Genomic DNA, 23,133 nt, shown 5'->3' with positions numbered 1-23,133 from the left:
CGCCGGGTGCGAGTTCGGGTCAGGCGCCCGGCGCCGGGGTCAGGGCTTGGTCGAGATCGACGCGTCGGTGGCGTCCGCCTTCTCGGGCGGCCCGGCGGGACGGACGACCCGGCGGCCGGCACGGTGGACCTCCGGGCCGGTGACGCGCCCGGCGCGGTCATCGCCCGGGAGCGCTCGCGACCGGCGTCCGTAGATGAGCTCGGACGAGTCGAGCAGCCAGGGCACGAGCGTGATCGAGACGCCGTGCACGAGCATGAGCTGCTGTGCGATGCGGCGGGCGCGCCGGTTGTGCAGGATCGACTCCCACCAGTGACCGACGATGTACTGCGGCAGGTAGACGGTGACCACCGACGACCCGTGCTCTTCGCGGTACTTCTTGACGAACTCGGCGATCGGGCTCGCGTACATGCGGTACGGCGATTCGATGATCTTGAGGGGGATCGGCATGCGGTGCTGGCGCCACTCCTCCTCCAGCGCCGCCGCATCCTCCTTCGTCACCGAGACGTGGACCGCGAAGGTCTTGTCGTGTTTGGCGGCGAGGGCGTAGTCGACGGCCTTCACGACGGGCTTCTGCAGCTTGTTGACGAGGATGAGGGCGACATCGCCCGTCGAGCCGAAGTGGAGGTGATCGTCCATCGCGATCTCGTGGTCGACGTCGCGGTAGTAGCGGTGCACGCCGACCATGAGGAACGACAGGATCGGGATCGCGAGGAACACGAGCCACGCGCCGTGCGTGAACTTCGTGATCGTGACGATGACGAGGACGGATGCCGTCATCGTGGCGCCGAGGGAGTTGATGATGAGGCCCTTGCGCAGGCCGAACAGCTCGGTGCGCGCCGAACTGCTGTGGCGTGCTTCGGCCGGGAGCTCGCGGATGCCCTTGATCCCCCGGATCCAGTGCCGGATCATGCCGATCTGGCCGATCGTGAACGACACGAACACGCCGATGATGTACAGCTGGATCAGGTTCGTGAGGTTCGCCTGATACACGATCAGCACGCCGATGGCGACGAGGCCCAGGATGATCATGCCGTTGGAGTACACCAGGCGGTCGCCGCGGGTGTTGAGCGCCTTCGGCGCGTAGCCGTCGCGCGCGAGCACCGATCCCAGCAACGGGAACCCGTTGAATGCCGTGTTGGCCGCAAGCAGCAGCACCACCGCGGTCGCCGCCTGGATGATGAAGAACGGGATCGAGTTCATGCCGAACACCGCCGACGACACCTGCGCCATCAGGCTCGGCTGCGGATTGGAGCAGTCGAAGCCGATGAGGTCGCACGGGTTCTCGGCGTAGTGGACTCCGGAGACGAGCGCGATCGCGGTGAGTCCGGCGAACAGCAGGATCGCGATCCCGCCCATCATGGCGAGGGTGGTCTGGGCGTTGCGCACCTTGGGCTTGCGGAACGCCTGCACGCCGTTCGAGACGGCCTCGACGCCCGTGAGGGCCGAACAGCCGCTCGAGAACGCCCGCAGCACCAACAGGATGACGGCCGCCTGAGTGAGGCTCTGCGTCTCGATCCCGTACTGGGCGCTGGAGGCGACCGGTGGGTTTCCGGTCACGATCTGGAAGAGGCCGACGACGATCATCACTCCGACCGACCCGATGAAGATGTAGGTGGGGATCGCGAAGGCGCTCGACGCCTCCCGCACCCCGCGGAGGTTGATGACGACGATGAGGATGACGAAGCCGACCGCCAACTCGACGCGCCAGGGGTTGAGCGCCGGCAGCGCCGAGATGATGTTGTCGACACCGGACGCCACCGACACGGCGACCGTGAGCACGTAGTCGACGAGGAGCGCGGAGGCCACGATGACGCCCGGGACCTCGCCGAGGTTCTTGCGCGCCACCTCGTAGTCGCCGCCGCCGGACGGGTAGGCCTTGATGAGCTGCCGGTAGCTGATCACGACGACGATCAGAAGCACGATGACCGCGACGGCGACCCACGGAGCGAACGCGAGGAACGCGAGGCCGCCGGTCAAGAGGATGAGCAGCAGCTCCTGCGGGGCGTACGCGACCGACGACAGCGCGTCGGAGGCGAAGATCGGCAGCGCCCGCTTCTTCGGGAGCAGGTGCTCGTCGGAGTCGGTGGACGCGAGCGGGTCCCCGAGGATGAGGCGCTTGGCGATCGGGGCCTCGTCCACCGATTGCTCGCGGCTTTCGTTCGTCACGGCCCGTAAGGCTACTCGTGAGGAGAACGTGAGGATGCATCCAGACGGCCATCCTCACGAAATCCATACGGGTGCCTCTCTGGGACACTCGTAGCGTGGACGAGCAGATCATCCTCGGTGTGCTCGCGATCACCCTCGGGGTGGTCGTGGGGGTGCTGCTCTTCGTCCCCTTCGTCGCGCTCAGCTACCGCCGCCGGGGCGGATTCGGCGTCGGCCGCTTCGTGGTGTGGGGCGCCGCGCTCGTCTACGTGATGGCGATCTGGACCTACACGCTCCTGCCCCTCCCCGACCCCGACACGATCGCGTGCGCGGGCGTGAACATCGACGTGACGGCGATCGCCGACGACCTGCGCGGCGCCATCGTGCGCCGCGGCAGCGGCTTCGCGACGGACCCCGCCGTCCTGCAGCTGCTGCTCAACGTCCTGCTCTTCCTGCCGCTCGGCTTCTTCCTGCGGGTGCTCGGAGGCCGCGGCGTGATCACGGCCCTGGTCGTCGGCGTCGGGCTGTCGGGGTTCGTCGAGGTCACCCAGCTCACCGGCGTCTGGGGCCTCTACCCCTGCGCCTACCGCGTGTTCGACGTCGACGATCTGCTCACGAACACCCTGGGCGCGGTGCTCGGCTCGCTGCTCGCGCTCGCCGTGCCGCGCCGTTACCGCGGCTCGCCCCGCCTGCCTGACGCGGACCAGCCGCAGCCGGTCACGCGCGGCCGGCGCCTCCTCGGCATGCTGTGCGACGGGCTCGCCGCCTGGGTGCTCACGCTGACGGTGGTCGTCGCGGTGCAGCTCGTGCTCTATCTCCTCGGTGCGGACGCCGCCGTGCGCGACGGCTCCGCGGCGAACCTCATCGGCTCCGCGGTGCCGATCGTCGTGTGGCTCGTCGCCACGCTCGCGACGGGCGCAACGATCGGCGACCACGCCGTGCAGGTGCGCTTCACCGGCGGGCCGCTCCCTATCGGGCTGGCGCGCTTCCTGCGCTTCGTCGCCGGCATCGGCGGCTACCTCGTGCTGAACGCGCTCCCCGGGGCGTGGACGTTCGTGGCCTCGGTGTTCGCCGTCGTCTCGATCGTCCTCGTCTTCACGACAGACGGGCGTCGCGGCCTCCCCGGTCTCGCGTCGGGTCAGCGCCTCACCGACGCGCGGGAGCTGGAGGAACCGGATGCTGCGCCTCCGGGTTCCCGCCGCGTCCGGTGAAGTGCGGGGTCGTCCCGCATCGCCGAGGCAAGGTGTTTCCGCTGAGACCGCGGGCGTGGTCCTCGGTTTCGGCGCGAGTCCCCTGTTTCGGCGAGCTCGGGGGTGCGGGGCGGGGGACTGCGGACGCGCGCGGCTCGGGAGTAGAATCCGGCTGATCACCGCCTGGGGTCGTCAGCGTCGACGAGCTGCGGAGATCGGGGGTGCGATATGGCGACCAAGCTTCCCTCCTCCGGAGCCATGCCGGAGGGGCAGGAACCCGGCTGCGACACGTCCGGCCTGATCCTGGTCCACAGGATCTTCCGCTGGCTCTACCGCGAGCTGCCGCAGCTCGTGCGCGGCGTGCCACCGGGAGATGTCGATCGGGCCGCGATCGTCGGCCGGTACGCCCACCTCGACTTCTACGCGCTGCACATGCACCACGAGACCGAGGACGCCGCGCTGTGGGACAAGCTGGTCTCGCGCGACCCCGGCTGCGCGCTGCACGTCGACCAGATGCGCGCGCAGCACGCCGAGGTCGCGTCCCAGCTCGCCCGGATCGAGCCGCAGCTCGAGCCCTGGCTCCGGACGGCGGATGCCACGCTCCGCGATGCGTTCGCCGGCGACATCGAGCATCTGCGCGACACCCTCGTCGTGCATCTGGGGCAGGAGGAGGACGACATCATGCCGGTGGCCGGCGCCGTCCTCTCCCAGCAGGAGTGGGATTGGATGGAGGAGCACACGCGGGCCGAGCTCATGGCGCACCGGAAGGAGCTCGGAAAGGACATCATGTCCCTCCAGCTCGGACTGCTGGTGGCCAGCGTGCCCGAGGCCGAGCGCGACGAGTGGATGCGCACGAACGTCCCCGCGCCGATCCGGCTGTTGTACCAGCTGCTGATGAAGCGGCAGTACGACAGGGCGATGCGGGAGCTCTACCCCGACCGCCCGGTTCCCGCGATGGTGTGACGGCCATGTGGAGACGCGTGACGCTGGACGTGCATCTCGATCACCCGCCCGCTCGCGTGTTCCCGTATTTCGCCGACCCCGGCACGTGGCACGACTGGGCGCCCGCGGTCGAACTCCGCCGGCGCGTCGGCGACGGGCCGCCGAGCGTGGGCAGCCGCTGGACGGCGGTCGACCACATCATCGGCCCGTTCCGCGTCCACTTCGAGGACGTGCTCGAAGTCGTCGAGCCCGACGAGCGAGTCGTGTGGCACTCCACCTCGCCGTGGAACTCGCGCGTCGAGTACGCCTGCTCCGCCGAGGACCGCGGGACGCGCGTGCACGCCGACTACGGGGGCGACGTCGCGGGATGGCTGCGGCTGGTCGCGCTGCTCCCCACGTTCGTCCTGGCCCGCATCCTCATGCGCGACTTCCACGGTCTCCAGCGGCTGCTCGACGCCGAGGACGCCCGCGCGGGAGCCGTCCCCGAACCCGCCTGACGCCGCCTCGGCGACGACGCCGGAGCGAACGGATGCTGCGGCCCGCAGCATCCGTCCAGCGCCTACGCCGTCGGCGTGCCGAGGAACTCGCGCGCGGCGACCACGAGCGCGTCGACGCCGCGGTTCAGCGTGGGCTGGAGCACCGGCGCGAAGAACGGCGAGTGGTTGGTCGGGATGTCCCGCTCGACCGTGCCGGCGGCGGTGGACTCGGCGAACTTCGCCGGGTCGACGCCGCCCCAGAACCAGAACACCAGCGGCACGCCGGCCTCGCGGGCGAACCACGAGACGTCTTCGCTGCCGGTGAACATGCCCGGGTCGATGACTGTGCCGTCGCCGAACGCCCCGTCGAACGCGGCGGTCAGGCGCGCGGTCGCGTCGGCGTCGTTGATGGTCGGAGGGAGCGTGTGGTCGGTGACGATGACCGGCGGCTCCTCGGCGCCCGAGGCCTGCGCCTCGGCGCGCACGATACGCTCCACCTTCTCGAGCACGCGCGCGCGGGCCTCGTCGTCGGGGTAGCGCAGGCTCAGCTCGAGCTTCGCCTCGGCCGGGATGATGTTGTTCTTGAGCCCCGCGTGGATCGAGCCGACCGTCACCACCGCGACGTCGCGCGGGTCGACCTCGCGCGACACGATCGTCTGCAGCCGCATGACGGTGGCCGCGGCCATGACGACCGGGTCGATCGTCGCCTGCGGGCGCGAGCCGTGGCCGCCGCGGCCCAGCAGCGTGACGGTGAGGCCGTCGGACGCCGCCATCTGCGTGCCGCTGCGCACGCCGATGGTGCCTGCGGGCAGCGGGGTGACGTGCTGGCCGAGCACGATGTCGGGCTTCGGGAACTTCTCGAGCACGCCGTCGGCGATCATCGCCTGCGAGCCGGCGCCGTACTCCTCGGCGGGCTGGAAGACGGCGACGATGGTGCCCGACCACTCGTCCTTCGTGGCGACCAGGCGCTCGAGGGCGCCGAGCAGCGCGGTGACGTGCATGTCGTGTCCGCACGCGTGCATGACCGGCACGTCGTTGCCGGCCGGATCGGTGCCGCGAGCCGTGCTCGCGTAGTCGAGACCGGTCTGCTCGGGCACCGGCAGCGCGTCCATGTCGGCCCGCAGCCACACGACGGGGCCTTCGCCGTTGCGGATCACCCCGGCCACGCCGGTCTTGCCGATCCCCTCCTCGAACTCGATGCCGAGCCCGGTCAGGTGCTGTGCGATCACCCCCGCCGTGCGGGTCTCCTGGAAGGACAGTTCCGGATGCCGGTGCAGATCGACGTAGATCGCTTCGAGGTCGAGGGTCATGCGGTCGAGCCTATCCCCGGGGTGCCGGACCCTCGGGTCGGTGCGCCGCCGCCTCGCCTTCGACGCGACGGGCCGGGATCACCACACCAGCTGGTCGCGGCGCCGGATGAGGTACGCGCGTTCGGCGGGGTTGCCGGCGAGCTGTACGGCGCGGTCGTACGCCGACCGTGCCTCCTCGCTGCGCCCGAGGCGGCGGAGGAGGTCGGCGCGCGCGGCGTGAAAGGCGTGATACCCGTCGAGAGGTCCGCGGAGCCGCTCGAGCTCGGCGAGTGCGACGTCGGGACCGTCGATCTCGGCGACAGCGATGGCGCGGTTGAGGCGCACGATGGCAGATGGATCGGCGCCGAGCAGGCGGTCGTAGAGCGCGACGATCTGCGACCAATCGGTGTTGCGAGCGGACGGGGCGGCGGTATGCACCGCGTTGATCGCGGCGAGCAGCTGGTAGCGCCCCGGCGGCTCTCCGCCGGCGGCGACCGCGGCGATCCGTTCGCGGACCAGAGCGTGGCCCTCGACGATCAGATCGCGGCTCCACGCTCCGCGATCCTGCTCTTCCAAGGTCACGAGTTCGCCTGTGCGGGACACGCGCGCGGTCCGTCGCGCGTCGATGAGCAGCATCAGCGCGAGGAGTCCGGTCACCTCGCCCTCATCCGGAAGAAGTTCGTGCAGGAGCCGGCCCAGTCGGATGGCCTCGTCGCTCAGGTCCGCCCGCATCGGGTCGTCGCCCCCGGTCGCCAGATAGCCCTCGTTGAAGATGAGGTAGATCACCGCGAGCACGCCGGCGAGCCGCTCTCGGAGATCTGTCGCCGACGGCACCCGGTACGGGACGTGCGCCGCCGCGATCTTCGCCTTCGCGCGGGTGATCCGTCGCGCCATGGTGGTCTCCGGGACGAAGAAGGCGCGGGCGATCTCGGCGACCGTGAGTCCGCCCAGCAGCCGCAGGGTCAGCGCGACCCTGGCCTCCATGGTGAGGACGGGATGACAGCAGGTGAAGATCAGCCGGAGCCGGTCGTCGTCGACCGGTCCCGTCGGCTCGGGAGCAGAGTCGTCGGACAGCATCTGCGCCGCCTTGTGCTTGTCGTCGCGGCGCGACTCGCGTCTCAGCCGGTCGATCGCCTTGCGCGTCGCGGTGGTGGTGAGCCACGCACCCGGGTTCGGGGGCACGCCGTCACGCGGCCAGCGCTCCACGGCGACCGTGAACGCCTCCGCGGCGGCATCTTCAGCGAGGTCGAGATCGCCGAAGCGGCGGGCCAGGCCCGCCACCACCCGCGCCCACTCTTCGAGGTGGGCGCGAGTGATCGCCTGATCGACGGCGGGGCTGGTCACGAATCGGACGCGTGCCGCTCCACGATCTCCGCCATGTCGGAGGGGAAGCGGTGCACTTCCTGCGGCCAGTCGAGGGCGACCGCCAGTCGTCCCGCCCAGTAGCGGGCGGCCTCGTCGTCGGGCACGTCCACGGCGGTGAACCCGCCGAGGTGCTCCTTCGTCTCGGCGAACGGTCCGTCGGTGAAGACCGGCTTGCCGTTCTCGTTGACGACGCTGCAGACCGCGGTCGAGGCGTCGATGCCCCCCTCCGCGAAGAGGAAGACGCCCGCGCTCTTCATCTCCTCGAGCAGCACCTCCGAGGCCGCGCTCTTGCTGCGCAGCTGGTCTTCCGTCTGCGGGGGCACCCACTCGTCGTTGAATGCGATCAGGTACTTCGGCATTGTCGTCTCCTCTCATCGGGACGAGGACTCCGTCATGGATCCTCCGGCGCGATGCCCGAACGGGCCCGCATACCTGATCCACGAACGGTGAGTCTCGGATACGACACTATTCCCGAGGCGGATGAAGAAACCGCGACACCGTCACTGCGGCAGGCGCGCCGTGGATCCTCGCACGATGAGCTCGAAGGGCAGCTCGCCCGGCCGGTGGACGGGGGTCTCGGCATCCGTCGACTCCAGCGCTTCGAGGATCGCGTCGGCGGCGCGCTCGCCCTGGCCGAGGGGGAACTGGTCGACCGTGGTGAGGCGGAAGAACTCGCCGAGCTCGTGACCGTCGATGCCGATGACCGAGAGGTCCTCGGGCACCCGGTAGCCGAGCTCGCGAGCGGCGAGGAGCGCCCCGATCGCCATCTCGTCGGATGCCGCGAAGATCGCGGTCGGCCGGCTGCCGGGCTTGCCCAGCAGCTGCTTCGCGGCGCGGAAGCCGCCCTCGATGGTGAAGTCGGCGGGCTCGAACAGCGACGGGCTGACCTCGATGCCGGCGTCGGCCAGCGCCAGCTCGAACCCCTGCCGGCGCTGCGTCGGGATGTGGAAGTCGATGTCGAACTCGGGGCTCGCGCCGATGTGCGCGATCCGCCGATGGCCGAGCGCGAGCAGGTGCTCGGTGGCCAGCCGCGCGACGGCGACGTCGTCGACCGTGAGGGTCGTGAGCAGCGGATTGGGCCCGCCGATCGCGATCACCGGCAGGTCGAGCTCGACGAGCCGCTCGGTCTCCTCCTGGCCGAGCTCGAGCGAGATCGCGATGACCCCGTCCACGCGCTGGCGCCGCAGGAAGGTGTCGAAGATGTCGTGCCGCTCGCCGCGGTCGGCGGTGAGGCTGTAGAGGGTGATGTCGTAGCCGCGGCGCATGAGCGCCGAGGCGATCCCGCTCAGCACGGTCGAGAAGAACCAGCGGTCGAGGAACGGCACCAGCACGCCGATGTTGCGCGTGCGACCCGAGGCGAGGCTCGAGGCCGAGGCCGACACCACGTACCCGAGGCTCTTGGCGGCCTCCTCGACCTTCGCCTTCGCGCCCGCCGAGACGTGCCCGCGCCCGCTCAGCGCGCGCGAGACGGTCGCCGTCGAGACCCCCGCCGCGCGGGCGACCTCGTCGATGCTGACCACGTCGTCACCGTACCTTCTCGTAGACCAGCGAGGGTGTCAGGCGGTCTCGATCCAGGCCGTCGTGTCGCCCGGGAGCTCGCCGTCCGCGACGGGACCGCTGGACGCGATCACGATACCGCCCGGCAGCGCGATCGGCGTGGAACCGGTGTTCGCGATGACGGTGACATTCCCGTTGCGGAATGCGACAGCATCCGTTCCGTATCCGTCGATCCACTCGAGCGAACCCGCACCCAGCGACCGTGCCCGGCGCTCGGCGAGCAGCGCGCGGTAGAGCTCGAGCGTCGAGCCCTCGACGCCGGACTGCGCGTCGCGGGCGAGCGTCGACCACTCGGCCGGCTGCGGCAGCCACGACGCGCCGGTCGCGTTGAAGCCGTAGGCCGGGGCATCGGCGTTCCACGGGATCGGCACGCGGCAGCCGTCGCGGCCGTACCGCTCGCCGTTCGTGCGGAACCAGGTCGGGTCCTGACGGGCGTCGCCCGGGATGTCGATGACCTCGGGAAGTCCGAGCTCCTCGCCCTGGTAGAGGTAGGCGGAGCCCGGGAGCGCGAGCATGAGGGTCGTCGCCGCGCGGGCGCGGGCGAGTCCGACCTCGGGGATCGGCTGGCCGGGCGAGTCCGGACCGATGCCGTGACCCTGCGGGTTCTCGGCCGTCAGCGCGAGACGCGACGCGTGGCGCACGACGTCGTGGTTCGAGAGGACCCATGTCGAGGGGGCGCCGACACCCGGGAACGCGTGCAGCGACACCTCGATGACCTCGCGGAGGTCGGCTGCGTTCCACTTCGTCTCGAGGTACGGGAAGTTGAAGGCCTGGTGCATCTCATCCGAGCGCACCCACTCGGCGGTGCGCGCGGCGGTGGGCAGCCACGCCTCGGCGGCGAGGGCCCGGTCGCCCTGGTACTCCTCGAGGATCTTGCGCCAGTCGCGGTAGACCTCGTGCACGGCGTCCTGGCCCCAGTACGGCACGTTCTCCGCTTCGCCGCCCATCGAGCCGGCTTCTGGGTTCGGGATGTAGTCCGGCAGTCCCTCGGCCTTCACCAGGCCGTGGGCGACGTCCACGCGGAAGCCGTCGACACCGCGGTCGAGCCAGAAGCGCAGGATGCGGCGGAACTCCTCGCGCACCTCCTCGTTCGACCAGTCGAAGTCGGGCTGCGACGAGTCGAAGAGGTGCAGGTACCACTGGCCGGGCTCGCCGTCGGCCTCGACCACGCGCGTCCAAGCCGGGCCGCCGAAGACGGACTCCCAGTTGTTGGGCGGCAGCTCGCCGTTCTCGCCCTTGCCGTCGCGGAACATGTAGCGCGCGCGCTCGGCGCTGTGGGGAGCGGCGACGAGGGCCTGCTGGAACCACTCGTGCTGGTCGGACGAGTGGTTCGGGACGAGATCGACGATGACCCGGATGCTGCGCTCATGCGCCGCGGCCAGCATGTCGTCGAAGTCGGCCAGGGTGCCGAAGAGCGGGTCGACGTCGCAGTAGTCGCTGACGTCGTAGCCGGCGTCCTTCTGGGGCGAGCGCTGGAAGGGGCTCAGCCAGATGGCGTCGATGCCGAGGTGCGCGAGGTCGTCGAGGTGCGAGGTGATGCCCGGGAGGTCGCCGATGCCGTCGCCCGACGCGTCTGCGAAGGAGCGCGGGTAGATCTGGTAGATGACGGCGGTGCGCCACCACTCGCCGCCGACGGTGGTGAGGAACGCGTCCGTGCGCTCGATGGTCTCTGCGGAAGTCATCCGGCCAGCATACTGCAAGCGCTTACACTCCCTCGTAACGAATGACGCACAGGGGCCGGGCGTAGGGTTGGCGGGTGCTGTCCGAAGCCCTCACGCGCGCCGAATCCCTCATCCGCACGATCCCCGACTACCCGGAGCCGGGTGTGCAGTTCCGCGACATCACGCCTCTGCTGGCGGATGCCCGAGCCCTCCGCACCGTCATCCACGCGATGATCGCCCCGTTCGAGGGGTCGTTCGACGTCGTCGCCGGGGTCGAGGCGCGCGGGTTCCTGCTCGCCGGCGCCGTCGCGATGGAGGCCGGCGTGGGCCTGGTCCCGATCCGCAAGGCGGGCAAGCTGCCTCTGCCCGCAGCATCCGTCTCCTACGCGCTCGAGTACGGCACCGCCACGATCGAGGCGCACGACGACATCGCCGGCACACGCGTGCTGCTGGTCGACGACGTCCTCGCGACCGGCGGCACGCTCGTCGCGGCGCACGAGCTCGTCGAGACGCTCGGCGGCGTGGTGGTGGGCACCGCGGTGCTCATGGAGCTGACGGCGCTCGGCGGCCGTGAGGTCGTCGGCGACGTGCACACGGTCTTCACCGCCTGACGTCGCCCCCGCCGTCGGCATCGGCGTCACGCGTCCGAGCGGGGTCCCGGGAGCGTGTCCTGCGGACCGGTGCGCGGAGTGAAGTGCGGGATCGGCGCAGGTCGCTCGGCCCGGGGCTGGTGCGACGGCTCGGCCGGAGTCGGGGGCGTCGCGTCGCCCTCGAACGGCATGAGCGGATCCCTGCGGCTCGCGTGCTGGGGGAACCGCCGCCCGGTCACGGTGTTCGCGACGACCTTCATGACGAAGAACTTCGCGGTCGGGCTCCACGACGCGAGCTGACGGACCCCGCTGTCGCGGATCTCGTCGTCACGGGTGACGCGCTGCGCCGTGCCGCGGATCACGACGCTCCAGTAGTGGTCGTCGTCGGTCGCGCCGTCGACCTCGAAGGCGACCATCGGGTGCTGCGCGATGTGGAGGAGCTTCGCGTCGCGCGCCGTGCGGATGTACAGGGCGCCCTCGTGGGCGACGTAATTGACCGGGAAGATGTCGGGCGCACCGTCGGCGTTGTCGACCGCGAGCCGGCCGAGCTCGGCGGTCTGCAGGTACTCCCAGCACGCCGAAGCGGCAAGCCGCTCCACCTTCGGCGGCTGGTCTGCACTCCGGGGATCACTCGGGAAATCGTTCATCGCGCACCACTGTCCGTCCCTCCGGTCTACCTCAGAGCGGGGGAGAACTGAAGAGGGTACGCCGGGTCAGCCCCCGAGCACGACGTTGATCGGCGGCTCGCCGGCGGCGAGGTGCTCGATCTGGGTGCGCACGAGCTTCGCGACCCGGGGGCGCATCGCGCTGGACGCGCCGCCGACGTGCGGGGCGATGAGCACGCCCGGAAGGCTCCACAGCTCGTGTCCCTCGGGAAGGGGCTCGGGGTCGGTGACGTCGAGGGCGGCGCGGATGCGTCCGCGACGCACGTGATCGACGAGCGCGTCGGTGTCGACGAGGGTGCCGCGGCCGACGTTGACGATGAGCGCCCCGTCCGGAAGCGCCGACAGGAACGCGTCGTCCACGAGCCCCTGGGTAGCTTCACCGCCGGGCAGGGTGAGGATGACGATCTCGGCCCGGGGGAGCAGCTCGGGCAGCTCGTCGATGCCGTGCACCGCGACGCCGTCCTCGTCGCGGGCGCGCGACGCGACGGGGATCAGCTCGACCTCGAAGGGCTCGAGCCGCGCGGCGACGGCCTTCCCGACGCCGCCGTAGCCCAGCAGCAGCACGCGCCGGTCGGCGAGGCTCTGCGCGAAGACCGGGGCCCAGCGGCCGGCCGCGGTGTCGACGGCGAACGCGTCGATGTGCCGCTGCGCCGCGATCGCGAGACCCACCGCGAGCTCGGCGGTCGAGGTCTCGTGCACCGATGCCGCGTTCGCGAAGACGAGGCCCTCGGGAAGGATGGCGGCGACGCCGTCGTAGCCGATCGACTGGCCCTGCACGAGGCCGACCTCGACGCCCTCGAGACGCTCGAGCACGCGCGCCATCGACATGTAGGGCGGCACGACGATGTCGAACCGGTCACGCGGGGCGGCAGCATCCATCGGCCACACCACCAGCTCGACGCCGTCGGGCAGCGCGCCCAGATCCGTGGCGAGCTGCTCGGTGGGGACGCTGACGACGAGATTCCGGGTGTCTGTGCTCACCCGCTCCACGCTACCGGCGCGGTGCGGGGCCGGCGTCACCGGTCGGCGCTACGCTCGCGTCGAGCGGCGACCGCGACGCGTTGCGGCGCCTGGGCGGAGGAGGCGGACATGGTTCCCGAGATCAACTACTGGGCGGTGCTGATCGCGACGGCGTCGAGCATGGTCGTCGGCTCGATCTGGTACACCCCGAAGGTGTTCGGCACGCGATGGGCGAAGCTCGCGAACGTCGACATGAACCGGCCGGGCGCGAGTGCGGTGGTGCCGATCGTGGTCACGGTGATCGTCAGCTTCGTGACCGCGTGGGTGCTCGCCGGCGCGTCGTCGATCGCGTGGCACTTCTACGGAGGCAGCTATCTCTGGGCGGCGCTGCTCACCGGCGTGATCCTCTGGGCGGGCTTCACCGCGGCGCGCTTCATCACCCACGACGCCTTCGAGGGGCGGCCGTCGTCGCTGACCGTGCTCAACATCGCGCACGAGCTCGTGACGGTCATCGTGATGGCGCTCATCATCGGCGTGTGGCCGCCGGCCGGCACGGTCTAAGACGAATGGATGCTGCGGCTCAGGCCGCGGCGCCCACCACGGCGGCGATGGCCGACGTGAAGAACGACAGGCCGTCGACGCCCGACCGCATCGCGGCGGCCGTGTCAGGACCGAAGCCCGGCTCGACGGCGTGCTCGGGGTGCGGCATGAGGCCGACCACGTTGCCGCGCTCGTTGGTGATGCCGGCGATGTCGCGCAGCGACCCGTTCGGGTTCACGCCGAGGTAGCGGAAGGCGACGAGGCCCTCGCCCTCGAGGCGGTCGAGTTCGGACTCCGAGGCGATGTAGCCACCGTCGGCGTTCTTGAGCGGGATCACGATCTCCTGGCCAGAGGCGAAATCGCTGGTCCACGCGGTGTCGTTGTTCTCGACGCGCAGCTTCTGGTCACGACGGACGAACTGCTGGTGCGCGTTGCGGATCAGGCCGCCCGGCAGCAGGTGCGCCTCGACGAGCATCTGGAAGCCGTTGCAGATCCCGAGGATCGGCATGCCCTTGGCTGCGGCATCCTTCACCTCCGCCATGATCGGGGCGAGCGCCGCGATGGCTCCGGCGCGCAGGTAGTCGCCGTAGCTGAAGCCGCCGGGCAGGACCAGCGCGTCGACGCCGTCGAGGTCGTGCGAGCCGTGCCACAGGGCGACGGCCTCGCCGCCGGCGATCTCGATCGCGCGCTGCGCGTCGCGGTCGTCGAGCGAGCCGGGGAAGGTGATGACGCCGATGCGTGCGGTCATTCGACGACCTCGATGCCGACGACATCCTCGATCACGGAGTTGGAGAGGATCTCGTCGGCGATGCGCTGGGCCTCGGCGAGCACCTCGTCGGTGACCTCGCCGTCGACGGTGAGCTCGAACCGCTTGCCGATGCGCACCGCGCTGAAGTCGGAGACGCCGAGACGGGCGAAGGCGCCCGAGACGGCCTTCCCCTGCGGGTCCAGAAGCTCGGCCTTGGGCATGACGTCGACGACGATGGTGGGCATGTGACAGCTCCGGATGTCGCGGGCAGGGGTCCCCTCCAGTCTACGGGCCGTGCGCGCGGCGTTTCTCCGGCCGTCCGGGAGCCCTGCCCGAAGCGCCGTGGGAACCCCGTGACACAACCGTGATCAATCCATGGGAGCGCTCCCTTGACTTCGTGGGAGCGATCCCATAGCGTTGCGTCTCGATCGATGGGAACGCTCCCACGACCACCACGGCACGGTTCCCTCCGCGCCGATCCTGCAACACACACGACCCTGACAACACAAAGGAGTGACAGTGAACGCACGCGCCTTCCGCAGAAGCGCCGTGGCAATCGCCGCATTCTCGGCTTCGGCCATCGTCCTCGCCGGCTGCGCCGGTGGCAGCGGAGACGAGGCCGGTGGCGAAGACGGCGAGATCACGCTGACCCTGGCCACGTTCAACGACTTCGGGTACGACGATGAACTCCTCCAGGAGTACATGGACGAGAACCCGAACATCAAGATCGTCCACAACAAGGCCGCCATCACCGACGACGCCCGCACGAACTTCTTCGCGAAGCTCGGCAAGGAGGGCCTCGCCGACATCGAGGCGGTCGAGGTCGACTGGTTCGCAGAGGCCATGCAGTACTCCGACCTGCTCGCCGAGGTGCCCGACAGCGCCAAGGGCCGCTGGGTCGAGTGGAAGGAAGAGGCCGCGACCGACGCCGACGGCCGTCTCGTCGGCTTCGGCACGGACATCGGCCCGCAGGCCGTCTGCTACCGCGCCGACCTGTTCTCGGCCGCGGGCCTGCCCTCGACGCCCGACGAGGTCGCCTCGGCGATCGACGGCGACTGGGACACGTTCTTCGACCTGGCCGACCAGTACAAGGCTGCGACCGGCAAGCCGATGCTCGACTCCGCGAACTCCGCGTTCCAGGGCATCGTCAACCAGATCGAGTTCCCGTACGACGAGCCCGACGGCACCGTCGTCGCGACCGACAACCCCGACCTCGAGGCTGCGTACAACCTCGTCGTCGAGCGCGGCATCCCGAACTCGGCCTACTCGGGCCAGTGGTCGGACGACTGGAACGCGTCGATGGCCAACGGTGAGTTCGCCGCGATGCTGTGCCCGCCGTGGATGCTCGGCATCATCTCGGGCAACGCGCCCGAGGTCACCGGCTGGGAGATCGCGAACGCGTTCCCGAACGGCGGCGGCAACTGGGGCGGCTCGTACCTGACCGTTCCGGCCAACGGCAAGAACGTCGACGAGGCTCTCAAGCTCGCCGACTGGCTGACCGCTCCGGAGCAGCAGGAGAAGACGTTCGTCAACGTCGGCGCCTACCCGAGCGCACTCGACGCGCAGAGCGCTTCGTCGATCACCGACTCGAAGAACGAGTACTTCGCCGACGCGCCGACCGGCACCATCTTCGCGGACCGCTCCGCGGCGATCACGGTCACCCCGTACAAGAGCGCGGACTACTTCAAGTACAACACGGCTCTCCAGGACGCCATCACCCGCGTCTTCGACGGCACCCAGGACGCCCAGGCGTCGTGGGACGCGTACGTCGCCGAGGTCGAGGCCTTCTGATAGGCCGACACTGACGATCCGGTCCGCTCTCGCGGACCAGGTCTGACAGCAGAAGCGGAGTGCGTGCGGGTCCCCCCGGCCCGCGCGCACTCCGCCTCCACGCCCACCCCTCGACACCCGAATCGGAGCCACCGGTGACCACGACCGCCACCCGTACGACGGCATCCGGGCCGGCCGATCGGCCCGATCCGGAGCGCCAGCCGCGCGTCCTCTCCTTCTCCCACCGCCTCAGCCGCTGGGACCTGAAGCTCTCCCCGTACCTCTACATCTCGCCGTTCTTCATCCTGTTCGCGATCGTGGGCCTCTTCCCGATCGTCTACACGGCGGTGATCTCGTTCCAGGAGTGGGACCTCGTCCGCAACTCCGGCACCTTCGTCGGATTGGACCAGTACGTCTGGATCCTGTCGCAGGCCGACTTCTGGATCGCCCTGCGCAACACCTTCAGCATCTTCCTGCTCTCGTCGGTGCCGCAGCTCATCCTGGCGCTGTTCATCGCGGCGATGCTCGACAAGAACATCCGGTCCAAGACCTTCTGGCGGATGAGCGTCCTGCTCCCGTACGTCATGGCCCCGGTCGCCGTCGCGCTGATCTTCAGCAACCTCTTCGGCGACAACCACGGACTCGTGAACAACGTGCTCACGAACCTCGGCCTCAACCCGATCGCGTGGCACAAGGATCCGTTCTGGAGCCACATCGCCATCGCCACGATGGTCAACTTCCGCTGGACCGGCTACAACGCCCTCATCCTCCTCGCCGCCATGCAGGCCGTGCCGCGCGAGTACTACGAGGCGGCGACCGTCGACGGCGCGAACGCCTTCCGCCAGTTCTGGAGCATCACGCTCCCGTCGCTGAAGCCCACCCTGATCTTCGTCATCATCACGTCGACGATCGGCGGCCTGCAGATCTTCGACGAGCCGCGCATGTTCGACCAGACCGGCCGCGGCGGTGCCGCCGGCCAGTGGCTCACGATCACGCTGTACCTGTACAACATCGGCTGGGGCGAGTTCAACTTCGGCCGCGCCGCCGCCCTGGCGTGGATCCTCTTCATCATCATCCTGGCGATCGGCCTCATCAACCTCGCCATCACCCGTGCCCTCGTACGCGACGAGGGCGGACGCGGGGTCATCCAGCGCCGCCGGCGCGGCCGGAAGGGAGCCCAGCAGTGAGCGCCATCAGCACCCCGCCCCTCGCGGTCGTCGAGGAGAACCTGCCCAACGCCCGCCGGAGCCGGCGGACCACGAAGATCCGCGGCGTGCGCGCCGGGGTCTGGGTCTACGTCGGTCTCGGAGTCGTCGTCGTCTCGGCGCTCTTCCCCTACTACTGGTCGTTCCTGATCGGCTCGGGCGACGCCTCGACCATCAACAACCCGAACATGTCGTGGCTGCCCGGCGGCAACTTCATCGACAACGCCCTGAAGGTCATCAACGACCCTGCCGTGAACTTCTGGCAGGCGCTGTGGAACTCGATCTTCAGCTCGACCGTGATCGCGGCATCCGTCGTCCTGTTCTCGACCCTTGCCGGCTGGGCGTTCGCGAAGCTCCGCTTCCCGGGCGGCAAGTGGCTGCTGGCCTTCGTGGTCGCGACCATGGCGGTGCCGATGCAGCTCGGCGTCGTGCCCCTCTACCTGCTCTTCTCCGACCTGGGCTGGACCGGGCAGATCGGCGCCATCATCATCCCCGCGCTCACCAGCGCGTTCGGGGTGTTCTGGATGACGCAGTATCTGTCGCAGACCGTGCCGGACGAGCTGATCGAGGCGGCACGGGTGGACGGGGCCAACATGCTCCGCACGTTCTGGACGGTCGGCGTGCCCGCCGCGCGCCCCGCCGCCGCGATGCTGTTCCTCTTCACCTTCGTCGGCGCGTGGAACCAGTTCTTCTGGCCCTTCATCGTGCTCGACCGGCAGAGCCCCACGCTCCCGGTGGCGCTCTCGCTCCTGCAGTCGAACTACTTCGTCGACTACTCGGTCGTGCTCGCCGGCGTGCTCCTCGCCACCATTCCGCTCCTCATCGTCTTCGCCTTCACGGGCCGGCAGCTGGTGAGCGGCATCATGGCCGGCGCCGTCAAGGGCTAGACCCTTTCCGTTCCCCACACCCTTCGGCATCCTGACACCGACGTTCCCCGAGAGGATCATTGACCTCATGACGACCGCGATCCCTCGCGCCTTCCCCCAGGACTTCCTGTTCGGCGCCGCGACCGCCGCCTTCCAGATCGAGGGCGCCGCCCACGAAGACGGCCGCCGCGACTCGATCTGGGATGCGTTCTGCCGCGTGCCGGGCGCCGTCACCAACGCCGACAACGGCGACGTGGCGTGCGACCACTACCACCGCTATGGCGATGATGTGGCGCTGATGAAGGAGCTGGGCCTGCAGACGTACCGCTTCTCGACGTCGTGGTCGCGAGTGCGGCCCGACGGCGGGGCGGTCAACCTCAAGGGCCTCGACTTCTACAAGCGACTGGTCGACGAGCTGCTCGGGGCCGACATCCTCCCCTGGCTGACGCTGTACCACTGGGACCTGCCGCAGGCGCTGCAGGAGAGGGGCGGCTGGGCGAACCGCGACACCGCGGACCTCTTCACCGAGTACGCGCTGACGATGCACGACGCCCTGGGCGACCGGGTCAACGTGTGGACGACGCTCAACGAGCCGTGGTGCTCGTCGTTCCTCAGCTATACCGCGGGCATCCACGCGCCGGGCCACTACAGCGTCGAGGAGGGCGTGCTCGCCGCGCACCACCTGCTGCTCGGCCACGGCCAGGCCGTGCGCGAGCTGCGCTCTCGCGACGAGTCGCTCAAGCTCGGCATCACGCTGAACCTCACGGTCGCCGAGCCGGTCGACGAGAACGACCCCGCCGACGTCGACGCGGCGCGCCGCATCGACGGCCAGTTCAACCGCTGGTTCCTCGACCCGATCTTCCGTGCGCAGTACCCCGCCGACATCGTTCACGACATCCGGACGGTGGATGCTGCGGCCATCGCCGCGTGGGAGACCGCTGTGCGCCCGGGTGACCTCGAGACCATCGCGACGCCCATCGACACCCTCGGTGTGAACTACTACCACGGCGAGTACGTGGGCGGCCACGAGCCGGTGAACCCGCCGATCGGCGGCGACGCGCCGACCGACCGCCCCGCGCGTTCGCCGTACCCCTCGCACGAGGGCATCTACTGGCATGAGCGCGGTCTTCCCCGGACGCCCATGCAGTGGGAGGTGCAGCCCGAGGGGCTGACCACGCTCCTCGAGCGGGTGTGGGACGAGTACGCGCAGCAGGCCGGCACCGTGCTCTACGTCACCGAGAACGGCGCCGCCTACGACGACGAGCTCGTCGTCGAGGGCGAGGCGAAGGCCGTGCACGACGCCGACCGCGTCGAGTTCCTCCGTGGGCACCTGGGTGCGATCCTCGACGCGGCCGAGGCCGGCGTCGACGTGCGCGGATACTTCTACTGGTCGCTCCTCGACAACTTCGAGTGGGCGTGGGGCTACGAGAAGCGGTTCGGGATCGTGCGGGTGGACTACGACACCCAGGAGCGCACGCCCAAGGACAGCGCGCTCGAGTACCGCCGCATCATCGGTGCTCGGGCGATCGACCTGGAGTCAGCGCGCGCGGCGACCGTCGCGTCGTAGCACTGCGCCGCGCGGTGTCGTGGCGCAGTAGCATCCGGGAAGGAGGGGACAGGAATGAGCACCGACGCCATGCGGCATACCCAGCGGGGAGCCGGCAGCGCACACGCCGTGACGATCGAAGAGGTCGCCGCCGCGGCGGGGGTCTCCCGCTCGACGGTCTCCCGCGTCGTGAACGGCTCGACCGCGGTGAGTCCCGAAGCCCTGGAGTCGGTGACGCGCGCGATCAGCGAGCTCAACTACGTCCCCAACCGCGCTGCGCGGTCACTGGCGAGCCAGAAGACGCACGCGATCGCGCTGATCGTCCCCGAGGACACCACCCGGTTCTTCGGCGACCCGTTCTTCGCGGCGATCGTGTCGGGCATCAACTCGCGCCTCAGCCGCTCGGACTACGTGCTCAACCTCTTCATCGCGAGCGACGACCCGGGCGACAAGACGACGAGCTACGTGCGCTCGGGTGCGGTGGACGGTGCGATCGTGGTCTCGCACCACACCAGCGACACCTTCATCGACCGCATCGCGAGTGTCGTGCCCGTCGTCTACGGCGGCCGCCCGGTGCGCGAGCGCGACCGTGACTACTACGTCGACGTCGACAACGTCCGCGGGGCGTACGACGCCACGGTCTACCTGATCGAGAGCGGCCGCCGCCGCATCGCGACGGTCACCGGCCCGCGCGACATGCCCGCCGGCGTCGACCGGCTGCAGGGGTATCGCGACGCGCTCGCCGCGTGGGACCTCGACGAGATCGCCGTCGAGGACGGAAACTTCACCGCGGACGGCGGTGCCGACGCGATGCGCCGCGTCCTCGCGACCGGCGCCCAGCCCGACGCGGTGTTCGTCGCCAGCGACCTCATGGCGCGCGGCGTGCTGACGGTGCTGACGGCCGCGGGACTCCGCGTCCCCGAGGACGTCGCGATCATCGGCTTCGACGACTCCCCGGTGGCCACCTCCGTCATCCCGCAGCTGACGACGATGCGCCAGCCGTCGTTCGCGCAGGGCGAGCGCATGGCCACGGTGCTGGTCGACCTCCTCGCGGGGCGGCATCCGCGTCACGTCACGATCCTCGAGACCGAGCTCGTCATCCGCGAATCCGTCTGACCCGTCGCGTCACCTGTCCCGCGTCGGCTGCTCACCTGTCACAAGATGTCGACGCAGCCGGCGCTTTGTGACAGCTGAGCGTCGATGACTCCGAGCCCTGACTGCTCGCCTGTCACGAGTTGCTGTCCGAGCCGACAGTTCGCGACAGGTGAGCAGAGATGGGGCCTTCGGGGCGCCGGTCAGCCGCGGCCGGGCACCGTCGCGTGCAGCAGGTTGCGCCAGGGGTCGTCGAAGGCCACGGTGCGGCCGTCGTCGCGCACCTCGAGGCCGTGGTGGCGCAGGCGCTCGGCGAGCTCGCCCAGCGAGTCGGCGTCGGGCAGGGCCAGGTCGACGCGGCCGAGGCCGAGCGCCGGCATCCGCGGTCCGGCGCCGCGCGAGTTCCAGACGTTCATCGCCATGTGGTGGTGGTAGCCGCCGGCGCTCACGAACAGCGCCTGGTTGCCGAGCTCCGCGGTCTGGTCGAAGCCGAGCGCGTCGACGTAGAAGGCACGGGCGCTCGCGACATCGCCGACCGACAGGTGCACATGACCGACGGATGCTGCGTCCTGCCCGGTCCCGCCGCTCGCGGCCCGCTCTGTCAGGTGCTCACGGAGGAAGCCGTTGGGGTCGAGGTACAGGGTCGCCATCTCGACGCTGCCGTGGGTCCATGACCACTCGGTCCGGGCCCGATCCCAGTACAGCTCGATGCCGTTGCCCTCGGGATCGGTGAGGTAGAACGCCTGGCTCACGAGGTGGTCCGCCGAGCCGGTGAAGGTCTGCGGCGCGCGCTGCGCGACGCTGTAGAGCGCGGCCGCGAGGGCCTCCTGCGTCTCGAAGAGGATCGCCGTGTGGAAGAGCCCCGCGGCGCCGGGTGCAGCGTGGCGCAGGGCGGGCTCATGCTTCAGGATGACGACCGGCCGGCCCGCGCGCCCGAGCACGACCTCGTCGCCCTCGGCCGACAGCACCTGGAGGGTGATGACGTCGCGGTAGAACGCGGTCATGCCGTCGAGGTCGCCGACGAGGAGCGTGACGGCGCCCATCGAAGTGGCGGCGTCGAGGCGGTCGGGGTGCACGATCTCATTCACATGTAGCTACAACCATTTGCCCGCAGCATCCATTCCCCTCATCCGTGCTCGGACGAAGAAGGGGGACGGATGCTGTGGCCCGGGCGCCTACTTGACCTGCGAGTCCTGCGGGTCGCCGCCGAGCTGGCCGACGGCGGGGAGCGGGCCGCCGTCGTCGGCGCCGGTCTTGCGCCAGCGGGCGATCGCGTTGCCGAGGTGGTAGATCAGCAGGGCCGCGGCCGCGCCGATGACGATCGCGCCGAGCTGGAAGTCGCCCCACACCATGGTGAAGCCGGCGATCGCGATCACGAGCGAGACCGCGGCGGTGTACTGGTTCACCGGGCGCGAGAAGTCCACGCGGTTGTCGACCCAGATCTTGATACCGATGATGCCGATGAGGCCGTAGAGCGCGGTGGTGACGCCGCCGAGCACGCCGGCGGGGATCGAGTTGAACACCGCGCCGACCACCGGCGACAGCGACAGCAGGATCGCGAAGACGCCCGCGACCCAGTACGCGGCCGTCGAGTACACGCGGGTCGCCGCCATGACGCCGATGTTCTCGCCGTACGTCGTCGTTCCCGAACCGCCGAAGGTGCCCGCGAGCACAGTGGCGGCACCGTCGGCGATGAGCGCGCGGCCGGTGTACTGGTTGACCGACGACTCGGTCATGGTCGCGACGCCGCGCACGTGCCCGACGTTCTCGGCGATGAGCACGAGCACGACCGGGAGGAACATGGCGATGACGCTCCAGGTGCCGGGGCTGCCGAACGTCGGGAACTGGAAGGTCGGCAGGCCCACCCACTGCCCGTTCGCGACGAGCTCGTTCACCTGCGTGAAGTCCACCTCGCCGCGCAGCAGCGCCACGATGTAGCCGACGATCACGCCGAGGAAGATCGAGATGCGCCCGAGGAAGCCGCGGAACAGCACGCTGCCGAGGATCACCGCGGCGAGCGTGATGGTCGCGGTGATCGGCGCCTGCTGGAAGTTCTGCCACGCGACCGGCGCGAGGTTGAAGCCGATGAGCGCGACGATGGCGCCGGCGACGACCGGCGGCATGAGCTTCTCGATCCAGCCGAGTCCTGCGAACTGCACGATGAAGCCGACGACGGCCAGCAGCACGCCGACGGCGACGATGCCGGCGAGGGCCGAGCCCATCCCCTGCGAAGCGGTGGCGGCGGTGACGGGGGCGATGAAGGCGAACGACGAGCCGAGGTAGCTGGGAAGGCGGTTCTTCGTGATGAGGAGGAACAGCAGCGTTCCGATGCCCGAGAAGAGGAGCGTCGTCGAGACCGGGAAGCCCGTCAGCACGGGCACCAGGAACGTGGCGCCGAACATCGCGATGACGTGCTGGGCGCCGATCGCGACCGTCGCGGGCCAGTTCAGCCGCTCGTCGGGCTTCACCACCTTCCCGGGTTCGACGGTCCGGCCGTTGCCGTGAATGGTCCACAAAGGCATGCGC

Annotated in this window: 22 protein-coding genes; 10 read left to right on the top strand and 12 right to left on the bottom strand. The window is 70.0% G+C overall.

Annotation, left to right across the window (positions count from 1 at the left end; translation table 11 throughout):
• Nucleotides 1–39: 39 nt before the first annotated feature.
• Nucleotides 40–2,166, bottom strand: coding sequence for an APC family permease (locus tag ACFC1K_RS01535; protein WP_375870147.1), 2,127 nt, complete (start codon nucleotides 2,164–2,166; stop codon nucleotides 40–42).
• 95 nt (nucleotides 2,167–2,261) lie between these two features.
• Here ACFC1K_RS01535 and ACFC1K_RS01530 point away from each other — a divergent pair, with 95 nt between their 5' ends.
• The 3 genes from ACFC1K_RS01530 to ACFC1K_RS01520 all read left to right on the top strand — a co-directional run bounded on the left by ACFC1K_RS01530 (nucleotide 2,262) and on the right by ACFC1K_RS01520 (nucleotide 4,774).
• Complete coding sequence (locus ACFC1K_RS01530) at nucleotides 2,262–3,356, top strand: VanZ family protein (protein ID WP_375870146.1); 1,095 nt, start codon at nucleotides 2,262–2,264, stop codon at nucleotides 3,354–3,356.
• 207 nt (nucleotides 3,357–3,563) lie between these two features.
• Nucleotides 3,564–4,298: a hemerythrin domain-containing protein gene (locus tag ACFC1K_RS01525; RefSeq protein ID WP_375870145.1), complete on the top strand. Its 735-nt coding sequence runs from the start codon at nucleotides 3,564–3,566 to the stop codon at nucleotides 4,296–4,298.
• Between the two features lie 17 nt (nucleotides 4,299–4,315).
• A complete protein-coding gene (locus ACFC1K_RS01520) occupies nucleotides 4,316–4,774 on the top strand; it encodes an SRPBCC family protein (RefSeq protein ID WP_375870144.1) in 459 nt (152 codons plus the stop codon).
• 62 nt (nucleotides 4,775–4,836) lie between these two features.
• Here ACFC1K_RS01520 and ACFC1K_RS01515 read toward each other — a convergent pair whose 3' ends face one another.
• From ACFC1K_RS01515 to ACFC1K_RS01495, 5 genes are all read right to left on the bottom strand, one after another.
• Complete coding sequence (locus ACFC1K_RS01515) at nucleotides 4,837–6,063, bottom strand: amidohydrolase (protein WP_310287064.1); 1,227 nt, start codon at nucleotides 6,061–6,063, stop codon at nucleotides 4,837–4,839.
• A gap of 78 nt (nucleotides 6,064–6,141) precedes the next feature.
• Nucleotides 6,142–7,386, bottom strand: a complete 1,245-nt coding sequence (locus ACFC1K_RS01510) for an RNA polymerase sigma factor (protein ID WP_375870143.1) — start codon at nucleotides 7,384–7,386, stop codon at nucleotides 6,142–6,144.
• Nucleotides 7,383–7,766, bottom strand: a complete 384-nt coding sequence (locus tag ACFC1K_RS01505) for a YciI family protein (protein ID WP_310287070.1) — start codon at nucleotides 7,764–7,766, stop codon at nucleotides 7,383–7,385. Before ACFC1K_RS01505 ends, ACFC1K_RS01510 begins: the two co-directional genes overlap by 4 nt.
• Before the next feature lie 141 nt (nucleotides 7,767–7,907).
• Nucleotides 7,908–8,927: a LacI family DNA-binding transcriptional regulator gene (locus ACFC1K_RS01500; protein WP_045296269.1), complete on the bottom strand. Its 1,020-nt coding sequence runs from the start codon at nucleotides 8,925–8,927 to the stop codon at nucleotides 7,908–7,910.
• 36 nt (nucleotides 8,928–8,963) lie between these two features.
• Entirely contained in the window at nucleotides 8,964–10,646 is a 1,683-nt protein-coding gene (locus ACFC1K_RS01495; RefSeq protein ID WP_375870142.1) for a glycoside hydrolase family 13 protein, read from the bottom strand.
• 74 nt (nucleotides 10,647–10,720) lie between these two features.
• Here ACFC1K_RS01495 and ACFC1K_RS01490 point away from each other — a divergent pair, with 74 nt between their 5' ends.
• Nucleotides 10,721–11,236 carry an adenine phosphoribosyltransferase gene (locus ACFC1K_RS01490; RefSeq protein WP_375870141.1) on the top strand — a complete coding sequence of 172 codons (516 nt, stop codon included), beginning with the start codon at nucleotides 10,721–10,723 and terminating at the stop codon, nucleotides 11,234–11,236.
• Nucleotides 11,237–11,262: 26 nt separating this feature from the next.
• On the opposite strand, the gene ACFC1K_RS01485 is transcribed toward ACFC1K_RS01490, so the two are convergent.
• The gene (locus ACFC1K_RS01485; protein ID WP_375870140.1) at nucleotides 11,263–11,814 is read right to left on the bottom strand and encodes a pyridoxamine 5'-phosphate oxidase family protein; all 552 of its coding nucleotides are present in this window, start codon (nucleotides 11,812–11,814) and stop codon (nucleotides 11,263–11,265) included.
• A gap of 114 nt (nucleotides 11,815–11,928) precedes the next feature.
• Nucleotides 11,929–12,861 (bottom strand): 2-hydroxyacid dehydrogenase, encoded by a 933-nt coding sequence (locus ACFC1K_RS01480; RefSeq protein ID WP_375870139.1) that lies wholly within the window; start codon nucleotides 12,859–12,861, stop codon nucleotides 11,929–11,931.
• A gap of 108 nt (nucleotides 12,862–12,969) precedes the next feature.
• Here ACFC1K_RS01480 and ACFC1K_RS01475 point away from each other — a divergent pair, with 108 nt between their 5' ends.
• A complete protein-coding gene (locus tag ACFC1K_RS01475; RefSeq protein ID WP_310287082.1) occupies nucleotides 12,970–13,401 on the top strand; it encodes a DUF1761 domain-containing protein in 432 nt (143 codons plus the stop codon).
• Nucleotides 13,402–13,420: 19 nt separating this feature from the next.
• Here ACFC1K_RS01475 and purQ read toward each other — a convergent pair whose 3' ends face one another.
• Together purQ and purS are read right to left on the bottom strand one after the other, a co-directional pair.
• Nucleotides 13,421–14,128, bottom strand: coding sequence for a phosphoribosylformylglycinamidine synthase subunit PurQ (purQ, locus tag ACFC1K_RS01470; RefSeq protein WP_310287083.1), 708 nt, complete (start codon nucleotides 14,126–14,128; stop codon nucleotides 13,421–13,423).
• Nucleotides 14,125–14,373 carry a phosphoribosylformylglycinamidine synthase subunit PurS gene (purS, locus tag ACFC1K_RS01465; RefSeq protein ID WP_310287085.1) on the bottom strand — a complete coding sequence of 83 codons (249 nt, stop codon included), beginning with the start codon at nucleotides 14,371–14,373 and terminating at the stop codon, nucleotides 14,125–14,127. The genes purQ and purS overlap by 4 nt, the downstream gene beginning before the upstream one ends.
• A gap of 274 nt (nucleotides 14,374–14,647) precedes the next feature.
• Here purS and ACFC1K_RS01460 point away from each other — a divergent pair, with 274 nt between their 5' ends.
• The 5 genes from ACFC1K_RS01460 to ACFC1K_RS01440 all read left to right on the top strand — a co-directional run bounded on the left by ACFC1K_RS01460 (nucleotide 14,648) and on the right by ACFC1K_RS01440 (nucleotide 20,631).
• On the top strand, nucleotides 14,648–15,919 hold the full coding sequence (locus ACFC1K_RS01460; RefSeq protein WP_375870138.1) for an extracellular solute-binding protein: 1,272 nt from the start codon (nucleotides 14,648–14,650) through the stop codon (nucleotides 15,917–15,919).
• A gap of 134 nt (nucleotides 15,920–16,053) precedes the next feature.
• Nucleotides 16,054–17,085 carry a sugar ABC transporter permease gene (locus ACFC1K_RS01455; protein WP_310287091.1) on the top strand — a complete coding sequence of 344 codons (1,032 nt, stop codon included), beginning with the start codon at nucleotides 16,054–16,056 and terminating at the stop codon, nucleotides 17,083–17,085.
• A complete protein-coding gene (locus ACFC1K_RS01450; protein ID WP_056365228.1) occupies nucleotides 17,082–17,990 on the top strand; it encodes a carbohydrate ABC transporter permease in 909 nt (302 codons plus the stop codon). The genes ACFC1K_RS01455 and ACFC1K_RS01450 overlap by 4 nt, the downstream gene beginning before the upstream one ends.
• Before the next feature lie 67 nt (nucleotides 17,991–18,057).
• The gene (locus ACFC1K_RS01445) at nucleotides 18,058–19,536 is read left to right on the top strand and encodes a glycoside hydrolase family 1 protein (RefSeq protein WP_375870137.1); all 1,479 of its coding nucleotides are present in this window, start codon (nucleotides 18,058–18,060) and stop codon (nucleotides 19,534–19,536) included.
• Nucleotides 19,537–19,590: 54 nt separating this feature from the next.
• Complete coding sequence (locus ACFC1K_RS01440; RefSeq protein WP_375870136.1) at nucleotides 19,591–20,631, top strand: LacI family DNA-binding transcriptional regulator; 1,041 nt, start codon at nucleotides 19,591–19,593, stop codon at nucleotides 20,629–20,631.
• A 179-nt stretch (nucleotides 20,632–20,810) separates the two neighbouring features.
• On the opposite strand, the gene ACFC1K_RS01435 is transcribed toward ACFC1K_RS01440, so the two are convergent.
• Nucleotides 20,811–21,650 carry a VOC family protein gene (locus ACFC1K_RS01435; protein WP_375871141.1) on the bottom strand — a complete coding sequence of 280 codons (840 nt, stop codon included), beginning with the start codon at nucleotides 21,648–21,650 and terminating at the stop codon, nucleotides 20,811–20,813.
• A gap of 132 nt (nucleotides 21,651–21,782) precedes the next feature.
• Entirely contained in the window at nucleotides 21,783–23,129 is a 1,347-nt protein-coding gene (locus ACFC1K_RS01430) for a uracil-xanthine permease family protein (protein ID WP_375870135.1), read from the bottom strand.
• Between the last annotated feature and the right edge of the window lie 4 nt (nucleotides 23,130–23,133).

Origin of the sequence: Microbacterium sp. NPDC056057, from assembly GCF_042266945.1 — a bacterium.
GTDB lineage: Bacteria > Actinomycetota > Actinomycetes > Actinomycetales > Microbacteriaceae > Microbacterium > Microbacterium trichothecenolyticum_C.
The sequence above is the reverse complement of the archived record's forward strand: the minus strand, read 5'-3'. Positions and strand labels throughout refer to the sequence as shown.

Coding starts and splice junctions, on each gene's coding strand:
- ACFC1K_RS01525 (WP_375870145.1), top strand. CDS start 3,564: ATGGCGACCAAGCTTCCCTCCTCCGGAGCCATGCCGGAGGGGCAGGAA.
- ACFC1K_RS01495 (WP_375870142.1), bottom strand. CDS start 10,646: ATGACTTCCGCAGAGACCATCGAGCGCACGGACGCGTTCCTCACCACC.
- ACFC1K_RS01475 (WP_310287082.1), top strand. CDS start 12,970: ATGGTTCCCGAGATCAACTACTGGGCGGTGCTGATCGCGACGGCGTCG.
- ACFC1K_RS01505 (WP_310287070.1), bottom strand. CDS start 7,766: ATGCCGAAGTACCTGATCGCATTCAACGACGAGTGGGTGCCCCCGCAG.
- purS (WP_310287085.1), bottom strand. CDS start 14,373: ATGCCCACCATCGTCGTCGACGTCATGCCCAAGGCCGAGCTTCTGGAC.
- ACFC1K_RS01515 (WP_310287064.1), bottom strand. CDS start 6,063: ATGACCCTCGACCTCGAAGCGATCTACGTCGATCTGCACCGGCATCCG.
- ACFC1K_RS01445 (WP_375870137.1), top strand. CDS start 18,058: ATGACGACCGCGATCCCTCGCGCCTTCCCCCAGGACTTCCTGTTCGGC.
- ACFC1K_RS01430 (WP_375870135.1), bottom strand. CDS start 23,129: ATGCCTTTGTGGACCATTCACGGCAACGGCCGGACCGTCGAACCCGGG.
- purQ (WP_310287083.1), bottom strand. CDS start 14,128: ATGACCGCACGCATCGGCGTCATCACCTTCCCCGGCTCGCTCGACGAC.
- ACFC1K_RS01435 (WP_375871141.1), bottom strand. CDS start 21,650: ATGGGCGCCGTCACGCTCCTCGTCGGCGACCTCGACGGCATGACCGCG.
- ACFC1K_RS01440 (WP_375870136.1), top strand. CDS start 19,591: ATGAGCACCGACGCCATGCGGCATACCCAGCGGGGAGCCGGCAGCGCA.